The organism is Heyndrickxia ginsengihumi (genome assembly GCF_011008565.1).
Lineage (GTDB): Bacteria > Bacillota > Bacilli > Bacillales > Bacillaceae_C > Weizmannia > Weizmannia ginsengihumi.
This window is the reverse complement of record NZ_JAAIWK010000003.1, coordinates 20,736-41,178: the sequence shown is the minus strand read 5'-3', so window position 1 is coordinate 41,178 and position 20,443 is coordinate 20,736. Positions and strand designations below refer to the sequence as shown.

The 20,443-nt window shown below is 37.8% G+C and carries 17 protein-coding genes; 6 read left to right on the top strand and 11 right to left on the bottom strand.

What is annotated here, in order from left to right; genetic code table 11:
* Positions 1-182: 182 nt before the first annotated feature.
* The 3 genes from G4D61_RS03100 to G4D61_RS03090 form a co-directional block, all read right to left on the bottom strand.
* Positions 183-1,199: a sensor histidine kinase gene (locus G4D61_RS03100; protein WP_025729598.1), complete on the bottom strand. Its 1,017-nt coding sequence runs from the start codon at positions 1,197-1,199 to the stop codon at positions 183-185.
* A gap of 307 nt (positions 1,200-1,506) precedes the next feature.
* Positions 1,507-2,214, bottom strand: coding sequence for a response regulator transcription factor (locus tag G4D61_RS03095; RefSeq protein ID WP_163173194.1), 708 nt, complete (start codon positions 2,212-2,214; stop codon positions 1,507-1,509).
* A 106-nt stretch (positions 2,215-2,320) separates the two neighbouring features.
* Positions 2,321-2,776, bottom strand: coding sequence for a GNAT family N-acetyltransferase (locus G4D61_RS03090; protein ID WP_205603198.1), 456 nt, complete (start codon positions 2,774-2,776; stop codon positions 2,321-2,323).
* 117 nt (positions 2,777-2,893) lie between these two features.
* Here G4D61_RS03090 and pdxR point away from each other — a divergent pair, with 117 nt between their 5' ends.
* A complete protein-coding gene (pdxR, locus tag G4D61_RS03085) occupies positions 2,894-4,297 on the top strand; it encodes a MocR-like pyridoxine biosynthesis transcription factor PdxR (RefSeq protein WP_035354950.1) in 1,404 nt (467 codons plus the stop codon).
* A 22-nt stretch (positions 4,298-4,319) separates the two neighbouring features.
* Here pdxR and G4D61_RS03080 read toward each other — a convergent pair whose 3' ends face one another.
* The 4 genes from G4D61_RS03080 to G4D61_RS03065 form a co-directional block, all read right to left on the bottom strand.
* The gene (locus G4D61_RS03080) at positions 4,320-4,901 is read right to left on the bottom strand and encodes a TetR/AcrR family transcriptional regulator (protein WP_025729607.1); all 582 of its coding nucleotides are present in this window, start codon (positions 4,899-4,901) and stop codon (positions 4,320-4,322) included.
* Entirely contained in the window at positions 4,898-6,235 is a 1,338-nt protein-coding gene (locus tag G4D61_RS03075) for a purine/pyrimidine permease (protein WP_163173192.1), read from the bottom strand. The genes G4D61_RS03080 and G4D61_RS03075 overlap by 4 nt, the downstream gene beginning before the upstream one ends.
* Positions 6,236-6,422: 187 nt before the next feature.
* Positions 6,423-7,136: a YjjG family noncanonical pyrimidine nucleotidase gene (locus G4D61_RS03070; RefSeq protein WP_163173190.1), complete on the bottom strand. Its 714-nt coding sequence runs from the start codon at positions 7,134-7,136 to the stop codon at positions 6,423-6,425.
* Positions 7,137-7,391: 255 nt separating this feature from the next.
* Entirely contained in the window at positions 7,392-8,375 is a 984-nt protein-coding gene (locus G4D61_RS03065) for a DMT family transporter (protein WP_235929311.1), read from the bottom strand.
* 446 nt (positions 8,376-8,821) lie between these two features.
* Between G4D61_RS03065 and G4D61_RS03060 the strand changes: the two genes are divergently transcribed.
* From G4D61_RS03060 to G4D61_RS03045, 4 genes are all read left to right on the top strand, one after another.
* On the top strand, positions 8,822-9,388 hold the full coding sequence (locus G4D61_RS03060) for a manganese efflux pump MntP (RefSeq protein ID WP_035348795.1): 567 nt from the start codon (positions 8,822-8,824) through the stop codon (positions 9,386-9,388).
* A gap of 134 nt (positions 9,389-9,522) precedes the next feature.
* On the top strand, positions 9,523-10,368 hold the full coding sequence (locus tag G4D61_RS03055) for an aldo/keto reductase (RefSeq protein WP_437177731.1): 846 nt from the start codon (positions 9,523-9,525) through the stop codon (positions 10,366-10,368).
* 367 nt (positions 10,369-10,735) lie between these two features.
* On the top strand, positions 10,736-11,722 hold the full coding sequence (locus G4D61_RS03050) for an oxidoreductase (RefSeq protein WP_035354943.1): 987 nt from the start codon (positions 10,736-10,738) through the stop codon (positions 11,720-11,722).
* 127 nt (positions 11,723-11,849) lie between these two features.
* Positions 11,850-12,215, top strand: a complete 366-nt coding sequence (locus G4D61_RS03045; protein ID WP_163173186.1) for a MerR family transcriptional regulator — start codon at positions 11,850-11,852, stop codon at positions 12,213-12,215.
* A 63-nt stretch (positions 12,216-12,278) separates the two neighbouring features.
* Here the strand turns inward: G4D61_RS03045 and G4D61_RS03040 are convergent, their stop codons facing one another.
* A complete protein-coding gene (locus G4D61_RS03040; RefSeq protein WP_025729624.1) occupies positions 12,279-12,950 on the bottom strand; it encodes a TetR/AcrR family transcriptional regulator in 672 nt (223 codons plus the stop codon).
* A 221-nt stretch (positions 12,951-13,171) separates the two neighbouring features.
* On the opposite strand from G4D61_RS03040, the gene G4D61_RS03035 reads away from it, so the two are divergent.
* Positions 13,172-14,665 (top strand): MDR family MFS transporter, encoded by a 1,494-nt coding sequence (locus G4D61_RS03035; protein ID WP_025729626.1) that lies wholly within the window; start codon positions 13,172-13,174, stop codon positions 14,663-14,665.
* 124 nt (positions 14,666-14,789) lie between these two features.
* On the opposite strand, the gene G4D61_RS03030 is transcribed toward G4D61_RS03035, so the two are convergent.
* From G4D61_RS03030 to G4D61_RS03020, 3 genes are all read right to left on the bottom strand, one after another.
* Complete coding sequence (locus G4D61_RS03030; protein WP_163173184.1) at positions 14,790-16,958, bottom strand: ArnT family glycosyltransferase; 2,169 nt, start codon at positions 16,956-16,958, stop codon at positions 14,790-14,792.
* A gap of 161 nt (positions 16,959-17,119) precedes the next feature.
* Complete coding sequence (locus G4D61_RS03025; protein WP_035348797.1) at positions 17,120-18,136, bottom strand: glycosyltransferase family 2 protein; 1,017 nt, start codon at positions 18,134-18,136, stop codon at positions 17,120-17,122.
* Positions 18,137-18,724: 588 nt separating this feature from the next.
* A complete protein-coding gene (locus tag G4D61_RS03020) occupies positions 18,725-20,437 on the bottom strand; it encodes an ABC transporter ATP-binding protein (protein ID WP_163173182.1) in 1,713 nt (570 codons plus the stop codon).
* Positions 20,438-20,443: the final 6 nt, after the last annotated feature.

Here is a 20,443-nt window from a genome sequence, read left to right as displayed (position 1 = left end):
CTCCTTTATTACTCCATTTTCTTACATGATAGTTGCGGCATATGAAATGCATATAAAATGAAAATAAACGTATATAAACTAAAAATAAAAAATTATAAAGAAGTCAATATAAAATAGGAATGTTGCCTTTACAAAAAGAAATGGAATTTAGCATCGTTGAAAAAATGATGCTAAATTCCTTGTTAATCATGTTGTAGCGGGACACTAAAACGGATGCCCAGTCCCCCATATGGTGAATGAAACGCACTGATTTCCCCGCCATGACGCTCGATTATCGATTTACAGCTTGCAAGGCCCAGCCCTGTACCACCGTTTTGAGTTTGCCTCGATTTATCAACTGTAAAAAACTTGAGAAAGAGTGATGACATATCTTTTTCTGGTACTCCTTGTCCGTTATCCTCCACTTGAAAGTATACTGAACTTCCCTGTACGAACCCGCTTAAATAAATTGTTAAATTCCCTTGATTGCCATATCTAACGGCATTACTAAAAAGATTTCCAAATACTCGTCCAATCATATGTTCATTCATCATCATGAATTGACTAGGTTTAAAAGAATGTTTCCAAAACAGCTCATAACCAAGCCCCGATAATTCCGCTTCATATTCAGTCGCAATGTTTTCAAACAATCTTGCCGCTTCCACAGCCTTCATATCCATTGTTTCTAGCTCAAGTTCATTTTTCGTAAAAGCCGAAAAGTCATTAATTAGCTCGCCAATATGCTTTGATTTTTTTAGAATTAGTTCATAATATTCTTGTCTTTCGTTTTCAGAAAGATCCTTCTGCATGACTAAAAGCTCTACAAAACCATTAATAGACGTTAACGGTGTTTTTAAATCATGAGCAATAGCTGCGATCATGTCTATTTGTTCTTTTTGTGCGAGATGAAGCCTTTCTTCCATCTCGTTAAAATGATTATAAAGCTCCCCAATCTCATCTTTTCTTGTGATTGATAAAAAAGAAGTCAATCCTCTAATATTTACATTTTTTAACCTTTTATTGAGAACTTGGATTGGTTTCGTAATATTAAAATGAAAATACAGGGTCAAAATCATAAATGCCAAACCAATAAGGACAAGTAAAGGGAAAAGTATATATAAACCTAATGATTCGGAACTTATCATTGACCTTCTAATTTCTAAGTAGAAGACGACATGGTTGTCTTTCGCTTGAACAGGAACGATATCATTTATTCTCATCGGCGCTTTATTATTGTTCTGATAAGAAATCATTTTCTTTGATAAATCGTGATTGTACAACTGAATTGAAATATGCTCATCCTTAGCGGTATTTTTTATATATGAATCAATTTTTTCCATGTTTGGATAGAGGCTTGCAATATGATTTGCTATTTTTACACTTTCAAAAGCGGCTTTCGCCTTCATCTTATTTTGACTGACAGGCAAGTTCCCAATTACAAAAAATCTGATAAACGGAATGCCTATTACAATAATTAATACAAACATCAACAGGAATAGTAAAGGAAGTTTGATGTTTAACTTCATTTTACTCATTCCCTTCTATAAACTTATATCCTACACCCCAGACCGTCTTAATAAAATCATATTCGCTGCCAAGCTTTTTACGAATATTTTTAATATGTACAGTGACAGTATTCAAATCCCCAAATTCATCCCCCCAAACATTTTCATAAATTTGTTCTCGGGTTAGAACCTGGTTTTGATGGTGCATCAGAAAGGATAAAATTTGAAATTCCTTAGTGGATAAATCAAGTTTTTGCCTATTTAAATAGGCTTCATAATTTTTCTCGTTTAAAACAAGCGGAGATAAAGAATCATTTACTATTAAATCTGGCGTCTTTACTTGATTACTCCACTCCTTGTACAAACGGTCAATTTTTCTTAAATGGGCTTTAATTCGTGAAGTTAATTCTTGAATGCTAAATGGCTTAGTCATATAATCATCTGCTCCAATTTCCAAGCCAATAACCTTATCAATATCTCTGTCTCTTGCACTCAGTAACAAAATGGGCATATTGTAATTCGACCTAATATTTCGGCACACTTCTAAACCATCCATTCCCGGCATCATGATATCAAGAACAACAAAATCTATATGGTGTTCTTTCAATAATGATAATGCTTCTGCTCCTGAGTTTGCTTGAATAACTTCAAATTGTTCAAACTGTAAGCCTTTTGTGATCAGCTTTACAATATCTGCATCATCATCGACAACTAGGATTGTTTTTTCCACTTAAGTTCACCACTTCACGACGATATTTTCTATTTTTTTATTGTAACAAACACCAAAAGAAATACAAATGTTCGAAAGAGTTCCTTTTCGGAAAGTGAATCCTAGTTTATATAAAAGAATAATTATAAGTATCGAATTCGGTTTCTTTTTTAAATCCATTCCTTTCATATAAACGTTTTGCCGTTGTATTTATTACCGCTGTTGTTAATGTAATATAGCTCGCATCCTTATCTTTCGAAAATTGAATCGCCTTCTCCATCAATTGCTGGCCGATTCCTTTTCCTCTCGCTTCTTCCACGACGTATAAATCATTAAGAATATACGCTCTTTTCACCGAAATTGAAGAAAATGTCGGATAGAGCTGCATCAAACCTACTGCCCTTCCCTTATAGACTGCAATATAAATAATAGAGTCCTCATATTCTAAACGCTCTTTCATAAACTTTTTGGCTGCTTGCACATTTGATGGTTGATCATAAAACATACGATAATGATTAAATAATACTGCGATTTCTTCAATATCTTTTAAGTTAGCCTGTCTAATGTGAATGTCTTTCAACATTATCAAACACTCCTATCGATGAATATTTGCCTTCTATTAAGTTTTAATTGTATAGGAATCTGTCATTTTTAAAAGATACAGTTTATAATATTCATAAATGTCAGATAAGGGGGAAAAATGAAGGAACTAATATTCCATATAAACCGGCATGATTCAATACCAATGTATCAACAAATTTACGTATATATCCGCAATAAAATTGAGGACGGGTCGTTACCAGCCGGGGAAAAGCTCCCCTCTATTCGAGAATTGGCCGTGCTTTTAAATGTTAGCCGCAACACAACTTTACTTGCTTATGAACAGCTGCAAATGGAGGGCTATCTTTACAGTAGGGCAAAGCGAGGATATTTCGTTCATAGTCAACTAGATTTGAAAATGCTAAAACGCCCAAGTTCATTTAACATCCGTCCAAAAAAAGAGGAGAAACAAACACTTATTGATTTTCGCGGAGGCGCGGTCGATAATTCGGCATTTCCCATTAATCGCTGGCGTAAACTAACGAATGAAGTATTAAATGATCCATTCATTTACGTCTATGGGGATAGTCAAGGTGACATATTGCTTCGTAATGCTCTAGCTGCTTATCTATTGCAGGCACGAGGTGTACAAGCCTCACCAGAACAGATTGTAATTGGTAGCAGCACACAGCAATTATTATTCATTCTTTCCATTTTATTAAAAAAGCCCCACACTGCAATTGCTTTCGAAGACCCTGGTTATAATGGAGCTAGATCAGTTTTTCAATTACAATCTTTTCAGACGGAATCCATACCAGTTTCTCAGTCAGGTATAGATATTTGCGCATTAAAAAACTGCCAGTCATCACTCGTTTATATCACACCTTCTCACCAGTTTCCATTAGGCGTCACGATGCCAATCACAAAACGTTTTGAACTTGTTCAATGGGCAGAAGAAGAGAATGGTTATATTATAGAAGATGATTATGACAGTGAATTCCAATATAATGGCCAGCCAATTCCAGCTCTTCATTCTTTGACAAAGAGCAATCGAGTTATTTATATTAGTACTTTTTCAAAAGCTTTTTTACCTTCAATTCGATTAAGCTATATGGTATTGCCGCCAGCCTTATTAACACAATACCGAAAGATTGCTTATGTTCTCGAACAGTCTGCTTCAGCAATACATCAGCGTACAATGTATCACTTTATGGAGAAAGGGTTTTGGAACGCGCATCTCCGAAAAATGCGTTCTCATTATAAAAAGAAAATGAGCGGTTTATTAAATATCATACATACTGAATTTGGCGGGCATGTAAAGGTAATCGGTGAAGGTTCCGGTATATATTTACTTTTAGAAGTTTACACCGCAAAATCTGAACAAGCATTAATACATGAAGCATATCAATCAGGTGTAAAGGTGTATCCTTGCTCCCCATACTATGTAAAAACAGCGCCAGCTCATCCGCAAATACAAATTGGATTTGCTAATTTATCAGAGGAAACTATTCGAGAAGGCATTCAACTCCTTGCCAACATATGGTTTAATCAAAAATGTCAATGAGGATCCCCCCATTGACATTTTTTTACGATGGAACTTTAATGGCATTCATCACACTATCAAGAAGCGTATCAATAAAAACAGCATCGATTACTTGTTTACTGATCAATATTCGAAAATAGACAGGAGCGTAAAGCATATCAAGAACAATATCTTTATCAATACTTTCCTTAATCTCTCCACGCTTAATGCCTTTATCCAATATCCTTTTTGCCTCCTTACGCCGAGGTTGCAGGTGAAATTCCGAAAATGATTCACTAATTTTCGGATCTGTACCATTATCGACGATAATCTCAATAACTGTCCGTCCTAACGCTGTATCAAATACATTTTTCAAATTATATAGTTGTCTACGGAAATCTTCGCGAATATGATTTGTATCCTCAAATTGTACTTGCGGCTCCATATATTCCTTAAAGGCTTCCATAACAAGTTCTGCCTTATTGACCCACCAGCGATAAATTGTTGCTTTTCCAGCCCCTGCTTGATTGGCAATTGCCTCCATTGTTAACGAATGGTATCCCGAACTTTCTAATAGAGAGATTGTCGCTTCAATAATTGCTTGTTTGGATTTCTCACTCCGGGGCCTTCCAGGGGATTTACTCATATAGACATCCCTTTCTTAACCTTCGATTTTTGCGGTTTCCAAATTTGTTCTAGAATAAGCGTAATTAAAGTCCCAACCATTAGTCCATTACTTATAATATACTGCACCATCGTTGGAAGATGGGCGGTCAATTCCTCCGGCAAAAACATCACACTTGTACCGAGAGAAAGGGCAATGCCAAAAATAGTTAAGCGTCTAGAATCTAGTGGTTCTCTTAATACCGCACTAATTCCAATTCCGATTAACTGTGTAAACGTAGTCAGAAGGGCGGCATAGGCAATTTGCCCTGGTAATGTTGATAACCATGTATATATGACTGGCAAGCATGATGCAATAATAATAGCAGCACAGGCAATGATGAATGGCTTTATTTTATATTGCCCCGTCATTCTCACGAAGCTGGCTGATATCGACACCGGAACAACTCCAGCAGTCGAAAATACAGCAGAAAGTATGTTAGAAACACCATTCATAAATGTGCTCCGATTAAGATTCCCTTTATTCTCCAGCGTATGTGTGCCCTCGATCTTTTTATTCTTTTCTCTTTCGGCAAATACTTGCATCATAGCAAATACTGAGGTAACAACATTACAAATTAATACGAAACTTATCACAATCGAAGATACGATCATCCCTGAATTCAGATGGGGCAATCCCCAAGCAAATGGTTTTGGAAATGAAAATACTGAGTTAAAGTGCATCGCAGTACCTGGGCCATTTACTAGTACAAATGCTAGCCAGCCAAGCATCATTCCAATTAATACAGCATAACTTTTCAACCAGCCTTTTCCCCATGTTGAAAGTGCAAATATTAAAATAAAAACAGAAAAGGAAATGAGGACATTCCATTTATGAATATGTGAAGTATCTGCATTGACACCAATCATTCCATTTAGCAAAGTTCCGCTTAGTTGAATCCCTAGAAGCATTAAACTAATACCTGTCACTAATGGTGTAAATAATTTTAAAATGTATTTCATTAAACCGGCAGCACTTAGCAAAACAAGAATAAAACCACTAACACTCATTCCGCCTTCAAGCAATTGTAAAGTCGGACCAGCCTGATGGCCAGTTTGTAATGCCATCTCTCCCATCACAACAAAAATACTAATCCATACTCCTGCTGGTCCATCTAAAATTGGCAGACGATGACCGAACAAACCTGTCAGTAACGAACCTAAGCCAACTACAAAAAAGGTACGCTGCAGCATCCCTGCAATCTCCACCGCTGACAAGTGATAAGCTTGCCCGATAATAATTGGAAAAGCTAATGAATTTGCAAGCAAAAAAGCAAACCATTGAACTGCTCCTAGACTAGTGTCCAATTTACGCATGTAATCCCCCCAAAAATCAATTTTATAAAACGATACGTTCAGTTTCGAAATTGATTATATCAATTCCCCATCTTACTGTCTATGATTATATATTAATTCATATTCGGTTTAATGAATGATCAAGGAAATTAATAAAGACCATCCCTTTTTGTTAAAGGATGATCCATCTTTTGTATTATTCCAGAAATTAATGGCTAGCTGCTGCTTTTCTTTCTATATTCAATATTTGATATAGGTCATCAAGCCTTTGGATTTGATAAGTTGGAAGAATACTAGTTTCATTCGGCTTCAATTCAGGGTTAAACCAACATGTATCAATTCCTGCCAACTGTCCACCCTTTATATCCGAGCTCAAGGAATCGCCAATAATCAACACTTGTTCGACAGAGACATTCGGAATCCTCGCAAAGACATAATCAAAAAACTCCTTTTGCGGTTTTTGAAAGCCTGTATCCTCTGAAACAAAAATTCCCTTAAATAACGGATGTAGACCAGTAGCACGCAACCGTTTATGCTGCATACTGGAAATACCATTTGTCACAACATATAAGTCATGTGTATGCTGTAAATCGGATATTAACGAGAATGCACCATTAACAAGTTCATGGCCCTCTGCTAAAAAGCTACGATATTTCTTTTCCAATAAAGTTCCGTCAACTTCTTGACCATACTCTTTAAATAAAAGTGAGAAACGAATATTTCCCAACGCATCACGATCGATTTTACCTTCTTCTAAGTCCCTCCAAAGACCTTGATTAATTATTTTATAATGCGCTTCGATTTCAGGTGTTAAAGTCAGTTTCTGGTCCTCAAACAGCAATCGCAATGCTAATTTCTCTGCTGCGCCAAAATCCAATAAAGTATCATCTACATCAAATAATAAAGTTCGATAATTTTTCAAGATATCCCCCCGTTCTCCGCTCTAGTTTAATCCAATACCGCACCTATTTCCACCATAAACATCCCCTTAAAATGCATGTCCAACATTATTAAAACTACATTTATTGCCGTTTTCTTAATATCTTTTATAACATGTTTCATATCAAAACCATTTTCAAATGAAAAAGCACTCGCAAATTGGGGTGCTTTTCACTTAGTAAAATATAGTGGTGTGTACTGTTTATTTCTTGGGAAATTTTTTGTCGAAAACTTTCCCTTATTCTGTAGATCCTTTCCAAGCCATCAATGTTACTGTAATGAGAATACATAGCCCGCCTAATAAAGCGAAAAAACCTATGTGGACATGCAAACAGGAAACGGCAATAAGTGTAGCTGAAAGCGGCTCTCCACATGCTAAAACACTTGCCTCTGAAGCAGAGATATATTTTAAACTTGCGATATATATATAAAATGCTATAAGCGTCCCAAATAAAACAACAAAGCCAGTAAGCATCCATGAGCTAAAAGTATTGTGACCTGTAAAATGCCATGGCGGATGGATGAACCCCATTCCGATCCCTCCAATGAGCATTCCCCAACCTGAAATTGTTGCCGCCCCGTATTTTTGAAGCAACCCATTCGGATATAATGAATAAAATGCCACTGTTACAGCGGAAATCAAGCCCCAAAAGACTGCTAATGGCGAAATAGCAAAGCTATGCAAATCCCCATCTGTTACAAGGAGAAATGCACCGAATAAGGCAAGAAATACTGATGCTAGTTGAACTAAACTTGGCAGTTGCCGACGCCGCAATGCCACATATACGGTAATAAAAATAGGGCCCATATATTGGAGTATCGTACCTGTAGCAGCATTTCCATACTGAATGGCCGCAAAATAAGAATATTGAACACCAAGCAACCCGATGATTGCGAATAGAATTAATTTCATCGCATCCCGCTTGTTTTTCCATATCGCAATCGTATAAGCTGGTCCTGATTTAATTGAAACACTGAGTAAAAGCAGCAATCCAGCAATACTCATTCTTACAGTTACGAGCCAACCTGAGTTAAAATTAAAACGCTGAAACAACAACTGTGCAGCTGTTCCTGAGACTCCCCAAAGAACGGCACCAATAAGCACCATCGATAAGCCCTTTAAATGATTAAATTTCCGTCTCGATGTTTCAGATTGAACAATACTTGCAGTTCCTTGTGGTGTTTGCTCGCCTATACTGTTATTTGCTTCTATATATTCCAATTCCAAATCCCCCCGCTAAATCATAAACTGTAGAAATCACTTTATTGAAAATTATAACATTTTATCAATTAAAAACTCACTCTAAAAAAAATTATAAGCACTCTTCTCATTAAGTTAAAAGCGGATGACTTTACATTGGTTTTTGGTCTGCTTCAATTAATGTAGTCGCTTTACTTTATCTCCGAATAGGTGGGATCATTGTAATGGCGAGATCCATCCCCTCTATATTTCTATTTTCAATGATCGTTGTCCTATTTTTACATTGATATACATATAATGTAGCGAAGCTTTTTGCAACGAGATAAGCATCCATTTTCAATTTTTATAAAACGAATACTCTTCTTAATAAAGTATAGACAAGCTGACCTATTAAGCACCCGCTAAACCCTTCATCACTGCACCTACATACTATTTGGTTAAATTATAGAAAATGGAGGAAAGCTGCCATGATAAGCAATGGCTTAATCGGCAACTACATTGGTCTAACCTCTCTTGCTTTAGCGCTCAGCCTCGATGCATTTTCATTATGCTTAGCAATGGGAATGACACATCCTAGTTTTAAAACAATATTGAGAATCAGTTTGAACATCGGTCTCTTCCATGCCTTCATGCCCTTTATTGGTATACAAATTGGCAGTATGTTATCAAATCAATTTAAAAGCATCGCATCTATTTCCGGAGGTGCCATTTTAATCTTTTTCGGTTTTCAAATGATACTGGAATTTTTCGATAAAAGGAAAGCAAGAGAGGCTTCTACACTGCCTCAAGGAGGAAAGCTACTGATATTTGCTTTAGGACTTAGTTTTGATAGTTTTTCAATTGGTCTAAGTTTAGGAGCATACGGAGAACGCCCCCTGTCTACCTGCCTTATTTTTGGTCTCGTAAACTTGATCCTTGCATGTACTGGCTTTTTAATCGGCAAAAAAACCCATCGCTTTATAGGGGCATATGGGGAATGCATTAGCGGTATTTTTTTAATTCTTTTAGGTACTAGAATGCTATTGCTTTTATAAACTTGTTATTCATTTATCATAAAATGGCATCTTCCTCGCCAAATTTTAAAAATACTGTATATTCACCTATTCCAAACCGCTATATTATTCAAATAATTTTATTTATTTTATAATAACATTGAAAGGAGTGTTTTATGATGAGTCAAATTATTCCAGAAGTCACATTGAATGATGGGGTTACTTTGCCCGCTATCGGATTTGGTACATATAGCCTGAATGGGAATGAAGGTGCCAATGCTATTAAACATGCAATTGACATCGGCTATCGATTAATTGATTCTGCTTATAACTATGAAAATGAAGGAACAGTCGGTGAAGCTGTTAGACGATCTTCTGTGCCAAGGGAAAAACTATTTATTACATCTAAATTACCTGGCCGGTATCAAACTTATGATAAGGCTGTTACCACCATTCAGGAGTCATTATATCGGGCAAATCTTGATTATTATGATTTATATCTTATCCATTGGCCTAACCCAAAGCAAGATAACTATGTGGAGGCATGGCAAGCTTTAATTGATGCTAAAAAATGGGGATTCATCCGTTCCATTGGTGTTTGTAACTTCCTGCCTGAACATATCGAACGTTTAGAGAAAGAAACAGGTATTAAACCAAGCATTAACCAAATAGAGTTACACCCATTCTTTAACCAAGCAGAACAAAGAAGCTGGCATGAAGAACATAATATTAAGACAGAATCTTGGAGTCCGCTAGCTCGCGCAAATGCCGTTTTAGAAAATGAAACGATTAAAAAAATTGCCGACCGTCATCATAAGACAGTATCACAAGTGATTTTGCGCTGGCATTATCAACTTGGAGCCATTCCAATTCCTAAATCCGCATCTCCTGCACGACAACTGGAAAATATATCAATTTTCGATTTTTCATTGGATGAAACAGAAATGAGTATGATTACAGGATTAACCCGTCCTGATGGCAGAATTAACAATCAAGATCCTGCTATTTATGAAGAATTTTAAACTATAACAAGCTAACCTCAAAAAACAACCTTTGAGGTTAGCTTTCGTTTTTCATCGGTTCACACTATTGATTAAAGCGAGCATCCCGAAGCAGAAACCTGCCTCTCCCTTTAAAAAATTTCCCAACATAATCTTTTAGAAAAGAGCCTATATGGTTTGAGTTTATTTCTTGCTATGAAGTGTACTTTAACCTTTATACTACAATCATACTTAATCTTTAAGGAATGTTCATGGCCATTTTTAATCCCACGATTAAGTATGCGTTCTTCACATATAGAGAAAGATATGGAGAAAAAGCATGAACGCATTCCCTTAATAAAATGAATCTTTTGCACAGCACTGATTATCGAAAAGGAGCGAAAAAACAATGAAAGAATTTACACCTCAAATACCCATTTATTCAGGTTACGATGCTACAACAACTGCCGAAGATGTCATCAAAGGGATAGATTTAAAAGGAAAAATTGCCATTGTTACAGGAGGATATTCCGGTATTGGTCTTGAAACTACACGTGTTCTCGCCAACGCCGGTGCAACTGTTATTGTCCCTGTACGCACGCTGGAAAAAGGACGTGAAGCACTGAAAGATCTCCCAAATGTAGAACTGGATACGATGGATTTAATGGACCCTGCCTCTATCGACGCCTTTGCTGAACGATTTCTTGAAACCAACCGATCATTGCATATGCTTATTAATAGCGCGGGAATAATGGCCCCTCCGCTTAGACGCGATGCCCGCGGCTATGAATCCCAATTTTCAACGAATCATCTTGGGCATTTTCAACTGACAGCGAGATTGTGGCCGGCTTTAAAGCAGGCTAATGGCGCACGGGTCGTAGCCGTTTCCTCACGTGGTCATCGGCTTGGTGGTGTTGACTTTGATGATCCAAATTTCGAACATAAAAAATATGATAAATGGAAAGGCTATGCTCAGTCGAAAACAGCGAATATATTATTTGCTTTGGAGCTAGATAAACGTGGGAAAGAGGATGGTGTACGTGCATTTTCTGTTCATCCAGGTCTCATCCCTGATACAAACCTTGGTCGTGATCTTTCAAAGGAAGAATTCGGTCCAAAGCCTATATTAGACGAAGATGGTAAACCTGTATCCAATGAACAACCGGCAGAGTTTAAAACAATTGCACAAGGTGCCGCTACAAGTGTTTGGTGCGCTGTTAGTCCACAGCTAAATGGACTTGGTGGAGTATATTGTGAAGATGTTGATATTGCCAAAGCAGTACCTGAAGATAGTTTAGACCCTGCAGGTGTTCGTCCTTGGGCCATCAATCCGTGTTTTGCCGAGCGGTTATGGAAGCTTAGCGAAGCTTATACCGGTGTCAGCTTTGCTATCTAATTCAACGCACATGCAACAGCTTATGAGCGATGCTTCGCTTTATGAAACGAAGCTCCCTCATGAGTTTTTTCTTTTGGAAAGTATCCTTACCAAACTAGAAATCTATTGATCAGCAGGTGAGATGATAATGAAAACGATAAAACAAGTATCTGAACAATTAAATATGCCCGTTGCTACTATCCGTTACTATGATAAACTCGGTCTTGTGCCTCAGCTACAACGAGATAAAAATGGATACCGCCAGTTTTCAGAAAAAGACATCTATACATTAGAAATGATCCAATGCTTCCGTGCAACAGGTATGAGTGTGGAAGACTTAATCAACATATTTTCCCTAGATATAAATGACCCGATTCTTTCTCTCAACCAGCGTCAAAAAATAATAAGCAAACAGCGGGAAAAATTATTAAAACAACGTAAGCAAATCGATGATGCACTTGCCCTTGTCGATTATAAATTAAAGAGGTATACGGAAATGCACCAACAGTCGTAATTTACAAATGTTGTAATACGAAAAGTGGAGGCTGGGACAACACTCATTCAAGTCGAAAACTTATTATTCTTTCGCCAACTGTTCGATTCCTAAAATCAGTATTGTTAATCCAGTTTGAAACATTTGTTCTGAACCCATCTCACTAAGAAACTGGTTTTGATGTATTCGTTGCAAGACATTCTTATTTACACTTTGCAAATTTTCAATGGACTGACGGAATAACTCTCTAGTATCCTGCCCTTCTTTTTCCATAATCTTATTGACTTTGTTTTGCTCATATAGATCAACTTCAAAGGAAATGACATAGTTAAGCAAACATATTACTGAAGAAAACTTTTTCTGATCACTGATCGGTACTTGATCAATAATATTTAATAAATAATTGATCAGACTAAGATAATTATGTTCTAGTGGCACTGTCTGCATTAAAAGCTGAGCAGAGCAAGGAAATTCCTTTAAATGTTTATGCAGGTTCAACGCAAATTGGTGTAGCTGTTCTTTCCAGCTGCCCTCATTACTAGTGGATATTAAGGTTTCTTTTGCAACTTGGTCTGCAAGAACTTGGAAAATGCTCTGCTTACTCTTGAAATGATAGTATAGGGAAGCAGCCCGGACATTAATCTTTTCAGCCAGCTTTCTCATCGTAAATCCTTCAATACCTTCATCTCTTAATAAATCCCATGAGGCATCAATAATTTTTTTCTTTGTAATACGCATTTCATCTTTACTTGTCAATAGAAGCCCCCCATCCTTTTGCACATTCATTATATGTTAAAATCATGATAATGTCTAACGATGTTAGAATTAATTGTTTACACCTTCTTAAATTCATGATAACATCTTACCTAACAATGTTAGAATACGAAATTAAGTACAACTATTTTTTAACCACCATTCTAACATTGTTAGAATTTTGTTTTTTATAAACATTCAAACGAAAGGTCGTGTATGTTAACATGTCAAATCATGTATTATCTAATTCAGAGGAATTTTCCATTCGCAACATCCTCCCCATTCTGTTTGCACTTGTCGTCACTATGCTACTAGTTATGCTTGATAGTACAGTGATGAATATTGCTCTACCAAGTCTTGAAAAGACGCTCCATACAGATTTAAAAACGATTCAATGGGCCATCACTGGTTATACGCTTGCACTATCTGCCGTCATCCCACTGGCAGGATGGTTTTCAGACCGGTTTAAAGCTAAGTGGGTATTGACCGTATGTATCATTGCATTCACAATCAGTTCCATTTTATGTTCAATCGCTGCAACGGCGGCACAATTAATTACGTTCCGGGTTATTCAAGGACTTAGCGGAGGAATGATTGCACCAATCTGCATGGCTGTTTCTTTTACCGTTGCTCCTCCAGATAAACGGGGATCCATCATGGGGATACTAGGTCTTCCAATGCTCGTTTCCCCTATACTCGGGCCGATCTTGTCCGGATATTTTTTACAATACTTTAATTGGCATTGGATATTTAGAATTAACCTGCCTATTGGCATTATTGCTTTATGTTTAGTGCTCAAATTTATTCCGATTTCTAAATCCAACAGAATCTTTAAACTGGATGTTCTCGGTGCAATCCTTGCGCCATTATCTTTCACTACACTTGTCTATTCTGTTCATAATACAAGTACCTACGGCTGGACAAATAGCCATACAATTCTTCCATTAGTAATAGGAATCTTTCTTCTTATTTTGTTCATTTTTATCGAATTGAATCAGCAAGAGCCACTTATTGAGCTTCGCTGCTTTAGCTCTCTAGAGTTTTCAAAAGGAATGATTCTCACCTGTCTAAACTGGATGACGTTGTTTGGCTCTACATTACTTGTTCCAGTTTTTTTGCAGCAAGTTAGAGGGCTGTCTACATTAGAAGCCGGCCTTCAGATTATTCCCCAAGCGGTAATGTCCTTTATCGGGATGCTTATCGGCGGAAAGCTACTTGATAAATATGGTGTAAAACCTGTCGTTTTCACAGGAATGGCTTTGTTTTCATTTGCACTATTCTGTTTATCCAACATCCAGCCTAATACGAATGCGTACTTAATGACAGGGGTGATTACTCTCATGGGATTGGGCCAGGGTCTAACAACTATGCAGTTAGGTACACATGTACTTAAGTCAGCTCCCGCAAAGCTAATCAGTCGTGTAACAACACTGACCAATTCTAGCCAACAGGTGTTTAGTTCGTTTGCCGTTGCCATTTTGTCTGGAGTTTTATCATCTAACATTTCGCATCATCTGCATCTTCTCCACCATAGTGGGTCAAGAGAAGTAATCAAGGCAACAACATCCGGATTTCACGATACTTTTTCATTTGCAATGATTTTAATGCTCTGCGGCGTTATTGTGAGCCTCTTTTTGCAAACTAAGAAAGCAGAACAAACTGTAAAACCAAGTCAAACACTTAAAGAATCTAAAAATATTAAACAAGATAAATCATAACGTGAAGTACTGATTACAAACAAAAAGAGACTCCATTTTGAGAAAATTTAATCAGAATGGAGTCTCTTTGTCATTTCATAACATCTCTGCAAATAAAAGTCTTTCTGTAATGAAAAATGATTTATTATGATTTTGCTTTCGTTAAATCATAAACCGTAACACCATCAACTGTCTTTGACTTAAAGTTCTTCTGAACCCAATTAGTGATAGATGAGCTTACGTTTGCATTCCCTCCCATTGGACCATTGAAGTTACCTTTAAAGTTTTTATTGCTTTTGCTTCCATTGTTATTACGATTTGGGAAGTTTCCACCCATTTGCCCCATGCCACGGCCAAAACCTCTTCCATTACTAATAAAATAGTGAATTTTTCCTTGTTTCACATATTTTTTAAACTCAGAAAGTGTTGGTGCAGGATCACTTCCTGTAAAGCCTCCGATATCCATAATTGCTTTATCTGTCGCAAGTTGGTAAGAAGCTGAAGACTGCGCACTGACCGTTGCAGCAACCCATGTGTATTTTGAAGCATGTTGTTTTAGCAATTTAACGATAGTCTTGCTTGGTGTTGATTCAAAGCCCCCATGAAATCCAGTGCGGTTCGTGTTTCCATTTTTCTCAGCACTGTAGGATCCTGGCATTTGCGGTTGTCCTCCATTCGAATTGCTGGAACTTGGCATCTGCGGTTGATCTCCATTTGAATTGTTAGAACTTGGCATTTGCGGTTGATCTCCATTTGAATGACCAGAGTTATAGCCAGATGGCCCTTGATTTCCTCCAAAATTACCGCGGAAACCGGCGTTCGTGATTGTCGGACCAGCAGTAGGTGTTGAACCAGTATGAGCTGTGCTAATCGTTTGTATCGTGTATGCTAAAGGACCTGCTAAACAAGCGACGATTGCGGCTACTGCAGCTCCGTTAGCCAACTTGCGATTAAGCGTTGATCCAAACAAAATCGCAACGGCAGCAATAATACCAATGATTAAAATAGCAGTACGTAATACCGGCAACCAAGTCGGTGTACGATACAGTAAAACAAAAGCCCAAATGGCTGTTGATAAGGTGGCAACCGCTAAAGCGAGACGACTCATCCATTCTTCACGCCGCTGCCAGAGAACTTCTACAGCAATACCGATGATAGCACCGATTGATGGCGCAAGAGCGATTGTGTAATACTGGTGAATCGTTCCAGAGCCAAAACTAAACAAGATACCAGTTATAAAAAATGTAGCAGCCCACATAAGAAGAGCTGGGAATGCACGATGACTTCTCCATTGACGACGGATTAACCACAGCGAAACAAGGAAAAGAATGAGCGCAGCGGGAATCAACCAAGAAATTTGTCCGCCCATTTCAGAATTAAAAAGCCGTGTCAAACCGGTGTTACCGCCAAAGGCACTCATACCAGCGCCTGTTCTGCCTCCGCCATTTCCTCCCATACCGGATTCATTCCCAGTAAGACGGCCTAATCCGTTGTAACCAAAAATAAGATCAAGAATACTGTTTTTTTGAGAACTACCGATAAAGGGGCGGGCAGAAGCTGGTATAAGCTCAACAATAGCCACCCACCAGCCTGCTGATACTATGACGGTAATCGCACTGATAATAATTTGCACTATTCGTTTTCGTACTGAAACAGGAGCAAATAAAAGATAAACAAATACGAAACCTGGTATAACAAAGAATGCTGCTAACATCTTCGTCAAAAATCCAAAACCAATTAGTACGGATGACCAGACAAGCCACTTTGTCTTTCCTTCCTCAAGTGCCCGTATAAAAGAATAGGCACTCGCTGTAAGCAACAGCACTAATAGTGCATCAGGGTTATTAAAACGAAACATAAGTGCTGCTACTGGCGTGATTGCAAGCACTGCGCCAGCAAGAAGAGCTGCACCCGCACTAAACCAGCGACGAACAGCCAGATAAAGAATCCATACACATGCTATTCCTTCAAGTGCTTCAGGAACAAGAATACTCCATGAGTTAAGACCAAATATCCGTGCTGACAAATCCATCACCCAAAGCGAAGCAGGCGGTTTATCTACTGTAATAAAATTTGCTGAGTCGATTGACCCGAAGAAGAAAGCCTTCCAGCTCTTCGTTGCCGCCTGAACAGCGGCACTATAAAATGAATTCGACCATCCAGATTTATTAAGACCCCATATGTATGCAATTGCTGTGATGACCAATAATATGATAAGTGCGGGCCTTTCCCATGCAGGATTCCCTTGCCGCCCCTGCAACGTTAACCTCTTCTGTGATGTATCGGATTTATGTGCTAAATGTGTTTGTTCCATCTCTATCATCCTTTCAACCGTATAACACAATCATAAATTCTATTTTTCAAGTATTTTTCTGAACATACAGAAGGACTCTCTGCTCTTTTTACAGACAAACGATAGAGCCCTTAAGTACAGGGGAAAGGCTAAACCTGATTAATTTCTTCAGTATTTTGCTATTAGCCGCCCCACACATTGCTATGACTTCGTTTTCTGTCAACACTAGATTGCTTTTCTAAAATTGTTTCTAAATGGTACTTCGGCCGGCGTTTCGTCTCTTTATAAATTTTCCCGATGTATTCTCCAATGACACCTAAGCAAATCAACTGTATGCCACCGATCAACCAGATCGAGGTCATTAAAGAAGTCCATCCCATAACTGTGTGCCCCATCATCTCACGTATGAATGAATAAAGTCCGACGATAAGTGAGATAAAGGACATCGCTAGACCGATTCCAGTTATGTAACGAATGGGTGTTACACTAAGTGAAGTAATCCCATCAAATGCAAAAGATAGCATTTTCTTTAAGGGGTATTTCGATTCTCCGGCAAACCGCTCTGATCGACTATAATAAACATAGGTAGAGGGGAAACCAATCATAGGGATCACTCCCCGCAAAAAGAGATTTCGCTCCTCGTACATTGAAAGCTGTTCTAATACTCTTTTACTAACGAGGCGGTAATCTGCATGATTATATACGATATCTGCCCCCAATTTTTTCATAAGCCGATAAAAGGTTTGTGCCGTAAACCTTTTAAAACTGGTGTCAGTTGAACGATCTTTACGTACACCATAAACGACATCATATCCCTCGTGATATTTATCTACCATTTCCGGTATCACATCCACATCATCCTGAAGATCAGCATCAATAGAAATGACGATATCTGCACGCTCTTTCGCATGCATAAGACCCGCAAAAAGGGCATTCTGATGTCCAGCATTATGTGCAAGCTTTATTCCTCTGACAAAATGATTTGGTTGAAAGTATTGCTCTATTAATCTCCAAGTCTGATCCTTGCTTCCATCGTCCACTAATAAAATCGCACTATTTTTATCAATTGCATGTTTTTCTATCATTTGACGTAGTATAGAGGAAAGCCGAGTTATAGTCTCTGGCAAGACTTCCTCCTCATTGTAACAAGGAACAACAATATAAAGAGTTTGTGGTGTACTATACATATTGTTATCCATCCTGTTCGCTCCTTTCATCTCATGATATTGCTTAATTTCCTGTTCTTCCCAAATGGACCCGTAACATAAATTCAGTATGGTTGTTTCCAAAAGTTTGCTACTTCACCGGTATCGTAATACCGGCTCCCTTTTTCCATCGCAATTCCTTCCTCGTTAAAGGCTCAGCATCCGCGAGCAGAAATCAACTCCCTTTCTTGTTTAAAAAACAAAGTTACAGATTAAATAAAAGAAATATTGAAAAATCTCCTGATAATAAAGGCTAAATATATTTGCAGTGACGTCTCGCACGTCTTTCCACTTCAGTGATTGAACGTGAAAAATACTGCATAAATCATTACATCGCTTAGTCTACATACTTTCTATTAAAAAAATCTTAACATCTTCTTTAATACATTTAAGAAAGGGCGACCCTCCTCACCACAATAAATAAGAAATCAATGAAAAATAGAGAAAGGGAACTGTATATAAAACTTTTTATTAAAGGTATTACAGACAAAAAAAGACTGGATTCCAATAATCCAGCCTGGAAGTGTTTATATATTTGTGCACAAGAAACTTTTCATTTATATGGACCACTTGCATGTATTTTTAGCCAAATTGCGCCTGGTGTAATTGGCTATAAATGCCTCCTTGGCGAATTAGCTCTTCATGGCGCCCTTCTTCATGAATGCCATCTTCGGTTACAACAACAATCCGATCAGCATGTTTAATTGTTGCCAGTCTATGTGCAATGACAAGTGTTGTTCTGCCTTTAGACAATTCCATCAACGCCTGCTGGATGGCAGCTTCTGTTTCCGTATCTAACGCTGAAGTTGCCTCATCAAGGATCAAAATCGGTGGATTTTTTAAAAACATCCGCGCAATAGATAACCGCTGCTTCTGCCCACCTGAAAGTTTTACGCCCCTTTCACCTATAACCGTATTTAAGCCGTCAGGCTGTGATTCAATCAAACCAATGAGCTGGGCCCGCCGTGCCGCTTCCCAAATTTCCTCATCTGTTGCATCAAGTTTTCCATAAGCAATATTTTCACGTATTGTCCCTGAAAATAGAAAAACATCTTGCTGAACGATACCAATTTGCTGTCGCAAGGAAGATAAAGTAATCTCTTTTATATCGATGCCGTCAATTTCAATGCTTCCAGATTCCACCTCATAAAATCTAGGCAGCAGCGAGCAAATAGTTGATTTCCCTGCACCTGAAGGACCTACAAACGCAACCGTCTCACCTGCAGAAACATGTAAATTAATATGATTGAGAACCGGCTTTTGTCTGTCATAGCTAAAACAAACATCTTTATAAGAAATATTTCCGTTTACTTGTCCAATATCACGAGCATTAGGTGCATCTTTCACATCTGGAGCCTTATCAATGATTTCAGTAAATCTTTTGAATCCTGCAATACCTTTCGGATAACTTTCAATAACAGCATTAATTTTCTCAACCGGTCTAAAGAAAACATTGATTAATAGGATGAACTCAACGAACTCCCCATATGATAGTCTCCCATGAAGAACAAACCATGTCCCGCAAATTAGAACAAATAGGGTCATGAAACGCATCATCATATAACTTATCGAAGTGCTAATACCCATAATACGATATGATGTGAGTTTCGTTTGACGCAAACGCTGATTATTCATATCAAAACGCATCCGTTCATATTCTTCATTCGAGAAAGCTTGAACTACTCTAATTCCGCCAATAGTGTTTTCGACTCGGGAACTAAAATCGGCAACATTTGCATGCATATGATGAAAGGTATTTGTCATCTTTTTATTACAAATCACGATTAACCATATTAAAAAAGGAATAATCACAAAGGTCATACAAGCGAGCTTCCAATTTGTCATGAACATCATGACAAAAGCGCCCAGCAATGTCATAATTGCGATAAAAATATCCTCGGGACCGTGATGGGCAACCTCTCCAATTTCAAACAAATCGTTCGTCAACCGTGACAAAAGATTTCCTGTTTTATTATTATCAAAGAAGCGGAAAGAAAGTTTTTGTATATGGTTGAAAAGCTGTTTGCGCATATCTGTTTCAATATTAATGCCAAGCTTATGTCCCCAATATGTAACGATATACTGCAGACCTGTGTTAATTGCGTACATCACAAATAGCCCGATACAAGCCCAAATAATGAGTGACCAATCTTTTCCTGGCAATAGCTTATCAATTACTTTATTAACTGCCATTGGAAAGGCAAGCTCAAATATCCCAGCAAGAACCGCACAAGAAAAATCTATTAAAAATAAACTTCTATAAGGCCGGTAGTAAGAGAAAAAACGCCGAATCAACTCGAA